The sequence below is a fragment of the Geomonas paludis genome, from assembly GCF_014193585.1.
GTDB lineage: Bacteria > Desulfobacterota > Desulfuromonadia > Geobacterales > Geobacteraceae > Geomonas > Geomonas paludis.
Map to the genome: position 1 here is coordinate 1 of NZ_BLXY01000004.1, position 13,611 is coordinate 13,611.

The following is a 13,611-nucleotide window of genomic DNA, read 5'->3' on the forward strand; positions in this document are numbered from 1 at the left end:
ACAATCGATGTCAAAGAGCAGAAACTGAAAGTTTTCCAAGACCGAATCCAGGTCGAGGAATTCGACTACAAATTACGTTGAGGGAACGAGTGTCCACGATGTCCTGGCATCAAAATCTGTCCACGATGTCGTGGCACTCAACAGGTAGCAACTAAAAGGGGACTGGCTCCGTCAGGTGCCAGTCCCCCTTTCTTGCTGTCTTTTCAGGCCGTTAGCCACCTGTCCTACAGCACAAGCTCCTGCGAGTCGTCCAATACGTCCAGCAGGTCGTCCATCTCCTCGTCGGAAAGCTGCAACAGGGCCGCCTCGGTCTGCTCGGCGAGATCGATCGTCGGGTCATGCAGCAGCCCGATCCCCTTCATCCTGCAGGCCGTGTTCACCAGCCGCACCACCGTCAGCACTACGTCCTGGGTGTCGAAGTTGTCATCGTGGTGATTGGCGACCACGTTGTAGTAGACCTTGGGCATGTTCCAGTGTTCCATGAGCCGGCACCCCTGCTCGACGTGCAGTTCCGCGAAAATCTCCAGCAGCAGGTCCTCCTCGAGCGCCGCGTGCGCCACTCCCATCTGGTTCAGCCGCTCCAGCGCCTTCAACAGGTACAGTTTGCCGATGTCGTGCAGCAGCCCGGCCATGTAGGCCTGTTCGCCGTGCTGCGGGTATCCGGCGCGGCGCGCCAGCCACCGGCTCCCCAGGGCGCAGGCGTGGCTGTGCAGCCACAGCGACTGCATGAAGCCGTTGATGGTCCTGTTTTCCGAGGTGTGGATGCTCGCCTGCGACGCCGCCATGGCGAGGTTGGCGATCTCCTGCCCCCCGAGCCTCACCACCGCCTCCTTGATGGTCTCGGTCCGGACCCGGCCGATGTACAAAGGGGAGTTGGCCATCTTCAGGATCTGTCCCGCCAGGGACTGGTCCTCGTTGGCGAGATCGGTGACCTGGGTCATGGTGAAGTCGGGAGTCTGCAACAGGTGCAGGATGTGCACCGCAATGGGATGGAAGACCGGAAGGTCGATGGGCTGGTTGGTCAGCAGACGCCGGATGGTGAGCGACAGGGGCATGACGATTCTCCTTGTACAGGGCTCAGGCCAGAAGACAGTTTAATCCACGCAGCCGAGCCATAACAATACAAATCGGCTGATGGGGCCGGAACTTGAGCCCCGGTGCCCGGCGGGTGATGAGGCCGCGTTCAGGAGAAAAAGGTTGCCTTGCAGCGGCGATTCGGTCAACTATGGTCGGGCGGCAAACAGCAGCATAACGGAGCGGACATGTCAGCAGAATATAAAGGCAAGAAGGTCGCCGTCGCCATGAGCGGCGGCGTGGATTCATCTACGGTCGCGGCGCTTCTGAAAGAGCAGGGGGCGGAAGTGATCGGCATCAACATGAAGCTGTTCAAGCGGGAGGGCGAGGACCCGCAGGCCAAGGGGGACGCCCAGATCGTGGCCGAGTACCTCGGCATAGAGTTTCACCAGGTGCACCTGGAGGAAGAGTTCGGACGTCTCATCATGGAGGACTTCCGCGCCCAGTACATGGCCGGGGAGACCCCCAACCCGTGCGTGCGGTGCAACAAGTACGTCAAGTTCGGGCTGCTGTTGGACAAGGCGCTCGAACTCGGCGCCGACTACCTCGCCACGGGGCACTACGTGAGGACCAGCAGGGACGAAAGCGGTACCTGGCACCTCCTGAAAGCCGCCTACCTCGCCAAGGACCAGTCCTATTTCCTCTACACCCTGACCCAGCGGCAACTGGCCCGGGTGATCTTCCCCCTTGGTGACATGCCCAGCAAGGACGAGGTAAGAAGGCTGGCCGCCGGCTTCGGGATTCCCGTGGCCCAGAAAAGCGACAGCCAGGAGATCTGCTTCGTACCCGGTGACGATTACGTCGCCTTCCTGGAAAAGGGGGGCGCGCTGGACGGGAGAAGCGGCGAGATCGTCCACGTGGACGGCACCGTGCTCGGGCGCCACAACGGCACCCATCGCTACACCATCGGGCAGCGCCGGGGATTGGGGATCGCGTGGACGGAACCGCTGTACGTGGTCGCCATCGATGCGGCCGAAGCCAGGGTCGTGGTCGGCGAGGTCGGGGGACTGTTCGCTCCCGGTTTGGTGGCCTGTGATCTGAACTGGGTGGTGCCCGTCGCGGGTGACACAGTGGAGACGACCTGCAAGATCCGCTACCGCCAGCAGCCCATCGAGTGCCGGGTGAAGATCCTTGGGGAAGGGCTGGGCGAGGTCTTCTTTGCCGAGCCGCAGAAGTCGGTGACCGCGGGACAGTCGGTGGTGTTTTACCAGGGAGACGAGCTGGTCGGCGGCGGCCGCATCGTCAAAGCCCTGCGCGGAGGGGAGTAGCCGACCTCTTGGCAGGTAAGTCCATGTGGGGACTGTAGGGGCGAATAATCATTCGCCCAGCCGCCGTCCCGCAGATCTTGAACATTGGCCACAGCACCAGACGCACGAAGGGCGCAGGGATTAATCCCTGCGCCCTTCTTAGTTGCTTCAGTGGCCGCTTCCGTTCGGAAAGCTTAAGCCAGCTGACCGTTGCAGTAGCTGCAGACGTTGAGCCATTTCTGGATCGCCGTCGCCTGCTCTTCCCACTGGTTGCCCAGCCTCAGCTTCAGGAAGGTGGCGAACACCGAGTCGAAGAGCTGGGTCCCTTTCTCAAGCAGCAGCATCCTCTCGAAGAACACCGCCTCCCGCTCCATCGCCTCGTCCACCGTGCTGTCCTTCTCCAGCTGGACCGCCGGGGACTTGAAGGAGGCGAAGTGGAACAGCTCCCCCTTCAGCGTCAGCTTGTAGTGGTCGTCCCCCGCCTCCATGTGCAGGGTCGCCTCGGTGATCTGCTTCTTGTTCAAGAGGGCGCTCCTCACCTCGTTGAAGTGATCCTGCGGGCCGGCCACGGTGATCTTCTGCGCACCGTTCTCGCCGGAGCCAAGCAGCACCACGCGATCGTCGAGGTAGGCCACAAACGGCTCCTTGGCCAGCAGCACGCCCGGCTGGTTCACGGTGTACTCGGAGGACTCGTTCATGGTCTGGTACATGAGCCAGAGCATGAAGTCCGTGCCCAGCCACTGGTTTTCCTTGATCAACTCCAGGTAGTTGTCGCCGCCGGCCTTGTTGGCCTGCGCCAGCAGCACCTTGTTGCCGTCGTCGAGGACGCTCTCGGCGCGGGCGTAGGGATGGAACGCGGAGACGCGGAGCCCCTCGAAGGTCTTCTTGAACATGTCCTCGAAGAGCTCGATGACCTTGGGCGAGAGCGAGCTGAAGGTGAGGATGCCGGTCTTGGTGTCCCAGACCGCGTCGTAGGTGGCCGGGGTGGGCAGCGTCTGCGACAGCAGCATGGCGTGCACCGCCTCCTTGAGGTCCTCCCTTTTCTGTTTGGGGACCTTGGCGAAGCCCGGGTTTTCGGCCAGGAACTCCTCCTTTGCCTTCTCCAGGTGTGCCTTCAGTACCGCGGAGGGGACGGCGCGCTTGTCGCGGCGCAGGGTGAACATGAAGTAATGCTCGCGGCAGCAGGCCGCGGGGGAGTCAAATTCGGCGATTCTGGGATCGTCCAGGTGCACCCAGCCGACCGAGAGTTCCTCGGTTCCCTGGTCGATCGGGTTGAACTTGTTGCCTGCCAGCTGCTTGGTGACCCAGGCGTGAAGTTCTTCCTGCGGCGGGAGATCCCCCTGGACCTTGAAGTGGCAGACGCTTACTGTGTTGGCGAGGATGCCCATCGATGTTTCTCCTTCAGTTTGCATTTCTTGTCCCGCGCGAGCGGGACAGCATGGATACACCTTTTGCCCGTGAGGGGCAAGTTAAAAAGGCTAAAAGCAAAACCATTGGCCACGGAGAAAATCTGAGAAAATCTGAGAAAACCTTTAAGGCTTTAAGAGGTTAAACCCAAAAATCTTTTGATTTTGACTTTGCCTCTCTCAGAAGTCCTCAGATTTTCTCCGTGGCCAATGGTTTGGTCTTTGCCTTTGTTTTTTATCTCATCTTCTCCAGGACTTTTCCCTTCTCCTTCGCGTACTCCTCTTGGCTCAGCGCGCCTCGTTCGAACTTGTTCTTGAGGGCCTTCAACTCGTCCTCGGCGCCGGGGGCGGCCGCCTTGCCCTCCCCCTTTTTACCACCCCGCTCCTTCTGGCGGCTCGCCTCGCTCTTGATGTCCACCAGGTCCATCTTTAACTCGGCGTTGCCGTACCAGTGGGTGTAGGCCGGGTTCTGGTGGTAGGCCCCTTTCACGGTCCGGGCATAATCGTACTTCTTCATCTTGAAGAAGAGCCGCTCGATGTGCGAGGTGTCCTCGTAGAGCATTTGGCTGTCGGTGACCAGGCGCTGCCCGCTCAACGGGTGCGGCGGACGGTTTTCCGGCATCGGGTCGAGGAGCCCCCGGTCGTTGAGGTCCCATATTACCTGCTCGGCTTCCTTGAGGATGGCGAGGCTCTGGCTGCGCACCTGGTCGCCGCGCTCCAACTCCCGCTTGGCGAAGGAGGGGGCGTGGCAGGCGCTGCAGATGTTGACCATGTCGGCCCGGGCGGGCTGCGCCTTCACGGCAGGGTAGGGGACGCCGCCGGAACTCATGGTGATGCCGATGGAGACGTTGTGGGTCCCCTTGGGCATGTGGCAGGTCTGGCAGTCGGGCCCGGTCTTGCTGCCGGTGGTCGCGTTGAGCGTTCCATGCAGCGACGTCTGCCACATCTCCCACTGCGGATGGTCCGGCCCCATGTGGCACTTGGCGCATGAGTTCGGGTCACGCACGATCTTCAGGTCGGTCATGTGCTTGGAATGGCAGGAGTCGCAGGCGTCCTCGACGCTGTGACAGTAGTTGCAGCCGATCTCCCCCATCTCGGGGGATTGCTTCAGGAACCGGGCGCACTGCACGTCCGAGCGCGGCACCTCGTCTCCCTCTTCGTGGCAGAACCGGCATTCGCCGGGTTTGCGGTTGGTGAGGTTCCTGGTGCAGCCCCAGCCGGAGTGCAGCCCCATGCCGTGGCGGCTGGCGCGGTGCTCCTGGTATGCCTTCTGGTGGCACGGGGCGCATACCTTCATCCCCACCTTGGCCTCGCCCCTGACGATCTTGTCATGGTCGCTGCCGTGGCACTTCTCGCAGCCGACTCCGGCCCTTGCGTGCGCGCTCCCCTGCCATTGGGCCACCGCCGCGGGCGTCTTCTCTGCGTGACAGGGGAGGCAGGGGGCCGCGGCGCCGGCGGCTACTGCCGTCGATAGTAGCAGGACCGCCGCGATGAAAGACTTCATCATTGGACGGGCTCCTTCCGCTCCAGCTCCTTGCGGTATTCCTGGTCGGTGATCAGCTTCTGGCTCCGCAGCCGGCGCAGTTTGAGGACGCGCTCCAGGTCGGCGGGAAGCGCCGGGACGAGTCCGTCCTCGAGCCCCGACACCAGGAACAGTTCCCCCTGGTAGCTCACCGCCATGGCGGAGCCGTCGGGGAGGAAGACCCCACGGGAGCCGGCGGGGAAGGTGGCGATTTCCTTCCCCTTGCGGTACAGGTGGCCGTCCAGGAGCAGGTAGGTCCCGGCAGGGGAAAGGGCGGGGTTGATGGCGGCGCTGGGCCAAGTCTCAAGTTCTTTGCCGTCAGGCAGCGACACCCTGCGCGCGGCGTTCTCCGCGTCGCCGATCAGCAGCGACCCGCCATCGGGGGCGTAGATTACCTTTCCTCCCCCGAGCTGTACCTGCCCCACCTCGGCACCGCTGCCGGTCTCGAGGTTGCGGATCAACACCTTCAGGTAGGGGGTGAAAAGGGGCGGGTCCTTGAGCGTGGTATAGGCGATTTCGTCGCGGTACGGGGAGACGGCGATGAAAAGCTGGTTGTACAACAATTGGTCCGGGAGGCTCGCCACCTGCGGACGGAGCGTGACGTCGTTCAAGGTCGTGGCGACCGGCACGCCGCTGCCGTCCCACTGGAACAGACGCGAGGTCATCTGGGAGCCGAAGCTGAATTTCCTGACGTTGAGCACCCCGGCCAGCACCTCTTTCTCGGAGCGCCAGGCGACGGAGGTGATCCTACCCCCGATCTTGGTTTCCCCGAGCGTCTTGCCGCTGCCATCCAGGATGCGCAGCCAGGTGCCGTCTTCGGCGGGGAGGGCTACGGCGAGTCTGTCGCCGCCGGAAGAGAAGCTGAGCGCGCTGGCGGCGCCGTCGACAACCTTCACGCTCTTACCCTGACGGTCGGTGAGCGTCACGTTCCCCTTGGCCACGGTGGCGAAGGTGCCGTTTAGGGCGGCATCGAAAGGGGTGTCCGCATCGGAGCGGGCAATCGGTTTTACCTGCAACCCTGTTGGGAGTTGGGCCGGCAGCGTGGCGGCACAACCGGCAAGTGAGCCGAGGATAAGGACGGTAAAGAGAGTCAGCACCAGGTTCTTCATGTCACCTCCGTTGAGCGGGCGCCAGTGTACTCAATTTGCCGCGCCAAAACAACACGCAACAGGTGTGTGTCACCTTGTCCGCCGTATACCGGATGACAGTTCCCGTGTTCACTCGATATGGTAGAATCGATGCATTGTTTTGCCTGATAGCTAGAATGTTCCGCTAGTTCCCTCTCCCTCCGGGAGAGGGTGCCCGAAGGGCGGGTGAGGGAGGTGCCACCAAGCGGGATCATTGCCTATTGCAGCGCCCTCACCCCAGCCCTCTCCCGGAGGGAGAGGGGGATGGGGATCATGGCGGAAGATGGTCACTAATCGGTTTGTTTTTGTCAAAGGAGGGACGCCATGCACGTGGCATTGCTGCAGATGAGGCTCTTACTGCCCAGCCGCACGCTCAAAGAGAAGAGGGCCATTGTGAAGAGCGTACTGGCGCGGGCGCGCAACAGGTTCAACGTTGCCTGTTCCGAAAGCGCCCTCAACGATCAACCCGCCGACGCCGAACTCTGCTTCGTCACCGTTGCCAACAGTGCCACCCGCGCCAGGCAGCTTTTACAGGAGCTGGAGTACTGGCTGGTGTCTGAGCGCCCCGACGTACAGATCATCGATCTGCAGGTCGAAGACCTGTAGCCGCATTGTCGCTTCCCACCCATTGGAAAATGTGTTAGCTTCCGCTTCTATGAATCCGCTAATCGGGGTGACCGTGCATGGCACAAGATGACCTGAACAGATTGACCATCGACAAGCAACGCTACACCCCCGCCGGTGGCGCCCCCAGAAAGCGGCGTACCCGGATCATTGCGGCGCTGGTGCTCTTGGCCCTGGTGCTGGGGATCTATACCATGGCGACCAGGCGCAGCATCGAAGTAGAAGTCGCTACCGTCTCCCTGGTCTATCCCTCGCAGACCATCTCGTCGCTCAACGCCAGCGGCTACGTGGTCGCCCAGAGAAAGGCGGCAGTCGCCTCCAAGGCGACCGGCAGGCTGGAATGGCTCGGCGTGGAAGAGGGGAGCGTGGTGCGCGAGGGGCAGCTGCTGGCCCGTCTGGAGAACCGCGACGTGGCCGCCCAGAAGGGGCAGGCGGCGGCGACGCTTTCGGTGGCGCGCGACACCCTGGAGCAGGCCAAGGTGGAACGCACCGATGCCGCCCGGGCCCTGTCCCGGGCCAAGGAGTTGATCGGCCAGGGGATCATCGCCCAGGCCGACTACGATACGGCCGAGGCCCGCTACCAGCGCGCGGCCGCCGCGGTGGCGGCAGCCCAGGCCAACATCGGCGGCGCGCAAAGCGCCCTGCGCGGAGCCGAGGCCTCCCTCGACTACACCCTGATCCGCGCCCCCTTCGACGGCGTCGTTTTGACCAAGAACGCGGACGTGGGGGACATCGTCTCGCCGCTGGCCGCAGCCGCCAACGCCAAGGCCGCCGTGGTCACCATGGCCGACATGGGGTCGCTGCAGGTGGAGGCGGACGTGTCTGAGTCCAACCTGGGCAAGGTCAAGGTGGGACAGCCGTGCGAGATCGTCCTCGACGCCCTTCCCGACGTCCGTTTCCGCGGCGCGCTCTACACCATCGTCCCCACCGCCGACCGCAGCAAGGGGAGCGTCATGGTCAAGGTCCGCTTCCTGGACAAGGACCGGCGCATTCTCCCGGAGATGAGCGCCAAGGTCGCCTTCCTGGAGCGCGAGCTCAGGCAGGGTGAGGCGACTCCGCGCGTCGGCCTCCCTCCGGCCGCGGTGGTGCACCGCGACGGCAAGGACTACGTCTTCAAGGTGGTCAAGGACCGGGCGGTGCTGACCCCGGTGGTGCTGGGCGGAAAGCTCGGCGACCTGGTGCAGGTCAGCTCCGGCGTCAACGCCGGCGAGCGCATCGTCACCAAGCCCCTGGACCAGGTGCGCGACGGCAGCCACGTGAAGACGGCGGAAAAGTAGCCATGCCCGAAGCCAGCGCGCCGATCGTCCGGATCAGGAACCTCTCCAAGGCCTACCGCCGGGGCACCCAGGTGATCCCCGTCCTCACCGACATCAACTTCGATATCGCCCGGGGCGAATTCGTCGCCCTCATGGGGCCTTCCGGCTCCGGCAAGAGTACGCTCTTGAACCTCATCGCCGGCATCGACAGCGCCGACCAGGGGTCGATCCAGGTGGGAGACGTCGAGATCACCACCCTGGGCGAAAGCGACCTGGCCCGCTGGCGCGCCGGCAGCGTCGGCTTCATCTTCCAGTTCTACAACCTGATCCCGGTGCTGACCGCGTACGAGAACGTGGAACTCCCGCTATTGTTGACCCACCTCAGCCGGCGCGAGCGGAGCGAGCACGTCGAGGCGGTGCTGAACGTGGTCGGTCTCGCCGACCGTATGGACCACTACCCCTCCCAGCTCTCCGGCGGCCAGCAGCAGCGGGTCGCCATCGCCCGCGCCATCGTCACCGATCCCGAGATCCTGGTGGCCGACGAGCCCACCGGTGACCTGGACCGCGCCTCCGCCGAGGAGATCCTGCAGCTCATGGACCGCCTGGTGCGGGAGTTCGGCAAGACGGTGATCATGGTGACCCACGACCCGCGCGCCGCGGAAAAGGCCCACCTGATCCGGCACCTGGAGAAGGGTGAACTGAGCGTGACCTAGATGGGCATTCCCTATTCCTACAGTTTCCGCAACCTCTGGACCAGACGCCTCACCACCGTCCTCACCGCAAGCGGCATGGGGCTGGTGGTCTTCGTCTTTGCCGCCACCCTGATGCTGACCGAGGGGCTGGAAAAGACGCTGGTTGAGACCGGCTCGTCCGACAACGTGGTGCTGCTCAGGAAGTCGGCCAACTCGGAGGTGCAAAGCGGCGTGGAGCGCGACCAGGCTTCGCTGCTGGAGAGTCAGCCCGAGATTGCCATCGGAGCCGATGGCAGGCCCCTTCTGGCCAAGGAACTGGTGGTCCTGATCAACCTGAAGAAACGGGTGGGGGACAAGCCCGCCAACGTCATCATCCGCGGCATCGACGCCGCTTCGCTCAAGTTGCGCCCGGCGGTGCGGCTCAAGGAGGGGCGCATGCCGCGCCCCGGCTCCGCCGAGGTTGTCGCCGGCGAGAGCGTGGCGCAGCGCTTCAAAGGGTGCGGGCTGGGCGAGACGTTGCGCTTCGGTATGCGCGACTGGCGCGTGGTGGGCGTCTTCGATGCCGGGGCCACCGGTTTCTCCTCCGAGATCTGGGGCGACCGCGACCAGATGATGCAGGCCTTCCGGAGGCCCGTCTACTCGTCGATGATCTTCCGGCTGCGCGACACCGGCGCGTTCGACGCCTACAAGGCGCGCGTGGAGGCCGATCCGAGGCTCACCGTCGAGGCCAAGCGGGAGACCCAGTACTACCTGGACCAGTCCGAGGCCATGGCCAAGTTTTTGCGCATCCTGGGGCTGGTGCTCACCGTCATCTTCTCCATCGGCGCCGTGATCGGGGCGACCATCACCATGTACGCCGCCGTCGCCAACCGCGTCACCGAGATCGGGACCCTGCGGGCGCTTGGGTTCCAGAGAAAGAGCATCCTGGCCTCCTTCATCATCGAGGCGCTGTTACTGGGGCTGTGCGGCGGGATCCTGGGGATCTTTGCCGCTTCGTTCATGCAGCTCATCACCATTTCCACCATGAACTGGGCCTCCTTCTCCGAGTTGGCCTTTTCCTTCACGCTCAACTTCAGCATCGTGTGGAAGTCGCTGCTCTTTTCCGCCGTGATGGGTTTTGTCGGCGGCGCGCTCCCCGCCCTGCGCGCCTCGCGGATGAACATAGTCGAGGCCCTGCGGGCCACTTAAAACCATTAGCCACGGAGAAAATCTGAGGAAATCTGAGAAAGGCAAAGACAGAAGCAAAAGACTTTGAGGGTAAACCCAAAGATTTTGGTTCTCTCAGAAGTTCTCAGATTTTCTCCGTGGCCAATGGTTTTGGTTTCGAGGTTTTGATGTTTTTCCTCAAATACATCCTCAGGAATCTCTTCCGGCACAAGCTCCGCTCGGTGCTCACCATCGTGGGGGTGGCGGTGGCGGTGCTCGCCTTCGGCCTCTTGCGCACGCTGGTCGGGCTTTGGTACGCCGGCGCCGAGCACGCCTCGGACACGCGCCTGGTCACCCGCAACTCCATCTCGCTGGTCTTTCCCCTTCCCATCTCGTACCTGGACCGCATCCGCGGCGTCCCGGGGGTCACTTCGGTCTCCTACGGCAACTGGTTCGGCGCCTACTACAAGGACCAGAAGAACTTCTTCGCCAACTACGCCATCGAGCCGCGCGGCTACCTGGAGCTCTACCCTGAGCTCATGCTCTCACCCAAGGAGAAGAACGATTTCTTCCTGGACCGCAAGGGATGCATCGTGGGGGAACGCCTGGCCAAGACCTACGGCTGGAAGGTCGGCGACCTGATCACCCTGAAAGGGACCATCTTCCCGGGGCAGTGGGAGTTCGTGCTGCGCGGCATCTACCACGGCAAGGAGAAGGCGACCGAGGAGCGCATCCTCCTTTTTCACTGGAGCTACCTCAACGAAGCCCTGCGCCAGACCGTACCCCGCCGTGCCGACCAGGTGGGCTATTTCGTGGTGGGGGTGAAAAAGCCCGAACTCGCTCCCGAGGTGTCCATGGCCATCGACTCGCTGTTCAAGAACTCGCTGGCGGAGACCTTGACCGAGACGGAGAAGGCTTTCCACATGAGCTTCGTTTCCATGACCGAGGCGATCATGGTCGCCATCCAGATCGTCTCCTACATGGTGATCGCCATCATCATGGTGGTGGCCGCCAACACCATGGCCATGACCGCGCGCGAGCGCATCAGTGAGTATGCCACCCTGAAAACCCTGGGTTTCAAGGGGGGGCACCTGGGAGGGCTCATCTTCGGGGAGTCGGTGCTGATCTCCCTGTCCGGCGGTGTCGTCGGCGTCGCGGCCACCTTCCCGGCCGCGCACTGGATCGAGGTCGAACTTGCCCAGTTCTTTCCCTACTTCAGCGTTTCCACTGAAACCATCCTGCTGGAGTTGCTGGCCGCCTTGTCGGTGGGGGTGGTTTCCGGGATCTTCCCCACCTGGCGCGGCGCCACCATCCGCATCGCCGACGGGCTGAAGCGAATAGGGTAGGCGCCTAAAACCTCAACGCAAAGGCGCCAAGCCGCAAAGGCGCGAAGAGAAACCAATATCTTGTGTTTTAAAGCAAAACCCAGTATAAGAACCCGCCTGTGTTCCGCTTTCCAGCCGTACTCTTGAACTTTCCCCCGGCGGCTTTGCCTCTGTTGTGCAATGCTCTTAGTTTTTTCTCAGCGCCTTAGTGGCTTTGCGCCTTTGCGTTAGAGCTTTTAGCCTTTGTGTTTTTGATTTCAGGAGGTCCCCGTTGAGATTTCTGCGTCTGCCCAAGGACCGCATCGTCTGGCTGCTGCTCCTGGTTTCGTTGATCCTGTACCTGGCCGATTACCTCCTGTTCCCGCGTGCCGAGGAAATCGGCTTCGGCTTCATGTCCAACGTGGCCTTCCTCCCGGTCTACGTGCTCTTCGTGACGCTGATGATCGAACGCGTGCTCAAGGAGCGCGAACGCGAGGCCATGATCAAGAAGCTCAACATGGTCATCGGCATCTTCTTCAGCGAGGTCGGCTCCCCGCTGCTTCGTGACCTGCACGACTTCTACCCGGACGGCGAGGAACTCTCCAGGAAGCTCAGGGTCACGGTGCGCTGGCACGAGGAGGATTACCAGGCTGCCAGGGCGTTTCTGAAGGACCATGAAATCCGTCCCGATTCCCGCTCCGGCGACCTGGTCGCCCTGAGGACCTTTCTCTCCGAGAGGAAGGGGGTGATGCTGTCGCTCATGGAGAACCCGAACCTTTTGGAGCACGACTCGTTCACCGATCTCCTCTGGGCGGTGTTCCACCTGATCGAGGAACTCCAGGCGCGCCGCTCCCTCACCGGGCTCCCGGCCAGCGACATGGATCACTTAAGCGGCGACATAAAACGGGCGCACACCTACCTCCTCATGGAGTGGCTCTCCTACATGGCGCACCTGCAGAAGGACTACCCCTACCTGTTCTCGCTCGCGGTCCGCATGAACCCGATGAACCCCGAGGCGCACCCCGAGGTGACCTGAGAAAGAGAAAAAAAGTTGCATATTTGCGACGGGTGCCTTATAAGTATCTGCTCCGCAAAAAGCCACTATCCCTCCTGAAAGGTGACCGAAAGCTTTGAAAGAAAAGCAGACTCTGGCAAAACTCCGTCAGGAAATAGATGCGGTGGACGATCGCATCCTGGAACTTCTCAACGAGCGGGCCAAGCTCGTGATGCAGGTCGGCGCGGTGAAGACCGAAAACCGCAGCGACTTCCACGTGCCCAGCCGCGAGAGAGAGATCTATGACCGTCTCACCGCGGCGAACCCCGGCCCCTTCCCGGCCGAGGCGGTGCGCGGCGTCTTCCGCGAGATCATTTCCGCGTCGCTGGCGCTGGAAAAGCCGTTGAAAGTCGCCTTCCTGGGACCCAACGCCACCTTCAGCCACCTGGCGGCCATGCAGCACTTCGGCCTCTCGGCGTCGCTGTCGCCGGAGCGCTCCATCCCCGCGGTGTTCGAGGCGGTGGAGAAGGGCGAGGCGTACTACGGCGTGGTCCCGGTGGAGAACACCACCGAAGGGATGATCTCGCACACGCTCGACATGTTCATGGAGAGCGAGCTGAAGATCAACGCCGAGGTCCTTTTGGAGGTGTCCCACTTCCTGCTTTCCAGGACCGGGCGCTTCGAAGATATCAAGAAGGTCTACTCGCACCCGCAGCCCCTGGCCCAGTGCCGCAAGTGGCTCGCCGAGAACCTTCCCAACGTGCCCCTGGTCGACGTCGCCTCCACGACGCTCGCCGCCCAGATCGTGGCCGAGGACTACACCGCGGCGGCGATCGCCAGCGAGTACGCCTCTTCCATCTACAACCTTAAGATCGTCAAGGCCCGCATCGAGGACCAGGTGAACAACTTCACCAGGTTCCTGGTCATCGGCCGGAAGATGGCCGAGGCCAGTGGCGACGACAAGACCTCGCTCATGTTCTCGGTGCGCGACCAGCCGGGCATCCTGCACCGGATGCTGGAGCCGTTCGCCAAGCGCGGCATCAACCTCTCCAAGATCGAGTCCCGCCCGCTCAAGAAGAAGGCGTGGGAATACATCTTCTATCTCGACCTCTCCGGGCACATCTCCGATCCCACCGTCGGCGAGGCGGTGCAGGAACTTGGCACCTGCTGCCAGTTCGTGAAGGTGCTGGGCTCGTACCCCCGGGCACGTCAGTGAGGG

General features: G+C 62.7%; 13 protein-coding genes. 9 read left to right on the forward strand and 4 right to left on the reverse strand.

The window, feature by feature from the left end; all coding sequences use genetic code 11:
- Positions 1 to 224: 224 nt before the first annotated feature.
- On the reverse strand, positions 225 to 1,055 hold the full coding sequence (locus H7687_RS12050; RefSeq protein ID WP_183347659.1) for an HDOD domain-containing protein: 831 nt from the start codon (positions 1,053 to 1,055) through the stop codon (positions 225 to 227).
- Between the two features lie 207 nt (positions 1,056 to 1,262).
- Here H7687_RS12050 and mnmA point away from each other — a divergent pair, with 207 nt between their 5' ends.
- Positions 1,263 to 2,342 (forward strand): tRNA 2-thiouridine(34) synthase MnmA, encoded by a 1,080-nt coding sequence (gene mnmA, locus H7687_RS12055; protein ID WP_183347661.1) that lies wholly within the window; start codon positions 1,263 to 1,265, stop codon positions 2,340 to 2,342.
- Positions 2,343 to 2,515: 173 nt separating this feature from the next.
- On the opposite strand, the gene rdgC is transcribed toward mnmA, so the two are convergent.
- Positions 2,516 to 3,709 (reverse strand): recombination-associated protein RdgC, encoded by a 1,194-nt coding sequence (rdgC, locus tag H7687_RS12060; protein WP_183347663.1) that lies wholly within the window; start codon positions 3,707 to 3,709, stop codon positions 2,516 to 2,518.
- 2 nt (positions 3,710 to 3,711) lie between these two features.
- Here rdgC and H7687_RS12065 point away from each other — a divergent pair, with 2 nt between their 5' ends.
- Entirely contained in the window at positions 3,712 to 3,873 is a 162-nt protein-coding gene (locus tag H7687_RS12065) for a hypothetical protein (RefSeq protein ID WP_183347665.1), read from the forward strand.
- Positions 3,874 to 3,962: 89 nt separating this feature from the next.
- Here H7687_RS12065 and H7687_RS12070 read toward each other — a convergent pair whose 3' ends face one another.
- Positions 3,963 to 5,234, reverse strand: coding sequence for a multiheme c-type cytochrome (locus H7687_RS12070; RefSeq protein ID WP_246404824.1), 1,272 nt, complete (start codon positions 5,232 to 5,234; stop codon positions 3,963 to 3,965).
- The gene (locus H7687_RS12075; protein WP_183347667.1) at positions 5,231 to 6,358 is read right to left on the reverse strand and encodes a WD40 repeat domain-containing protein; all 1,128 of its coding nucleotides are present in this window, start codon (positions 6,356 to 6,358) and stop codon (positions 5,231 to 5,233) included. The genes H7687_RS12070 and H7687_RS12075 overlap by 4 nt, the downstream gene beginning before the upstream one ends.
- Before the next feature lie 342 nt (positions 6,359 to 6,700).
- On the opposite strand from H7687_RS12075, the gene H7687_RS12080 reads away from it, so the two are divergent.
- The 7 genes from H7687_RS12080 to pheA all read left to right on the forward strand — a co-directional run bounded on the left by H7687_RS12080 (position 6,701) and on the right by pheA (position 13,608).
- Positions 6,701 to 6,982: a DUF503 domain-containing protein gene (locus H7687_RS12080; RefSeq protein ID WP_183347669.1), complete on the forward strand. Its 282-nt coding sequence runs from the start codon at positions 6,701 to 6,703 to the stop codon at positions 6,980 to 6,982.
- A 77-nt stretch (positions 6,983 to 7,059) separates the two neighbouring features.
- Positions 7,060 to 8,277 (forward strand): efflux RND transporter periplasmic adaptor subunit, encoded by a 1,218-nt coding sequence (locus H7687_RS12085; protein WP_183347671.1) that lies wholly within the window; start codon positions 7,060 to 7,062, stop codon positions 8,275 to 8,277.
- Between the two features lie 2 nt (positions 8,278 to 8,279).
- Positions 8,280 to 8,969 (forward strand): ABC transporter ATP-binding protein, encoded by a 690-nt coding sequence (locus H7687_RS12090; protein ID WP_183347672.1) that lies wholly within the window; start codon positions 8,280 to 8,282, stop codon positions 8,967 to 8,969.
- Positions 8,970 to 10,136 (forward strand): ABC transporter permease, encoded by a 1,167-nt coding sequence (locus H7687_RS12095; protein WP_183347674.1) that lies wholly within the window; start codon positions 8,970 to 8,972, stop codon positions 10,134 to 10,136.
- Between the two features lie 146 nt (positions 10,137 to 10,282).
- Positions 10,283 to 11,440 carry an ABC transporter permease gene (locus tag H7687_RS12100; RefSeq protein ID WP_183347676.1) on the forward strand — a complete coding sequence of 386 codons (1,158 nt, stop codon included), beginning with the start codon at positions 10,283 to 10,285 and terminating at the stop codon, positions 11,438 to 11,440.
- A gap of 250 nt (positions 11,441 to 11,690) precedes the next feature.
- On the forward strand, positions 11,691 to 12,434 hold the full coding sequence (locus H7687_RS12105) for an MJ1433 family protein (RefSeq protein ID WP_183347678.1): 744 nt from the start codon (positions 11,691 to 11,693) through the stop codon (positions 12,432 to 12,434).
- 94 nt (positions 12,435 to 12,528) lie between these two features.
- On the forward strand, positions 12,529 to 13,608 hold the full coding sequence (gene pheA, locus H7687_RS12110; protein WP_183347680.1) for a prephenate dehydratase: 1,080 nt from the start codon (positions 12,529 to 12,531) through the stop codon (positions 13,606 to 13,608).
- Positions 13,609 to 13,611 lie beyond the last annotated feature (3 nt).

Coding starts and splice junctions, on each gene's coding strand:
- H7687_RS12095 (WP_183347674.1), top strand. CDS start 8,970: ATGGGCATTCCCTATTCCTACAGTTTCCGCAACCTCTGGACCAGACGC.
- H7687_RS12070 (WP_246404824.1), bottom strand. CDS start 5,234: ATGATGAAGTCTTTCATCGCGGCGGTCCTGCTACTATCGACGGCAGTA.
- H7687_RS12085 (WP_183347671.1), top strand. CDS start 7,060: ATGGCACAAGATGACCTGAACAGATTGACCATCGACAAGCAACGCTAC.
- H7687_RS12080 (WP_183347669.1), top strand. CDS start 6,701: ATGCACGTGGCATTGCTGCAGATGAGGCTCTTACTGCCCAGCCGCACG.
- H7687_RS12090 (WP_183347672.1), top strand. CDS start 8,280: ATGCCCGAAGCCAGCGCGCCGATCGTCCGGATCAGGAACCTCTCCAAG.
- rdgC (WP_183347663.1), bottom strand. CDS start 3,709: ATGGGCATCCTCGCCAACACAGTAAGCGTCTGCCACTTCAAGGTCCAG.
- H7687_RS12075 (WP_183347667.1), bottom strand. CDS start 6,358: ATGAAGAACCTGGTGCTGACTCTCTTTACCGTCCTTATCCTCGGCTCA.
- H7687_RS12100 (WP_183347676.1), top strand. CDS start 10,283: ATGTTTTTCCTCAAATACATCCTCAGGAATCTCTTCCGGCACAAGCTC.
- H7687_RS12050 (WP_183347659.1), bottom strand. CDS start 1,055: ATGCCCCTGTCGCTCACCATCCGGCGTCTGCTGACCAACCAGCCCATC.
- H7687_RS12065 (WP_183347665.1), top strand. CDS start 3,712: ATGTTTCTCCTTCAGTTTGCATTTCTTGTCCCGCGCGAGCGGGACAGC.
- mnmA (WP_183347661.1), top strand. CDS start 1,263: ATGTCAGCAGAATATAAAGGCAAGAAGGTCGCCGTCGCCATGAGCGGC.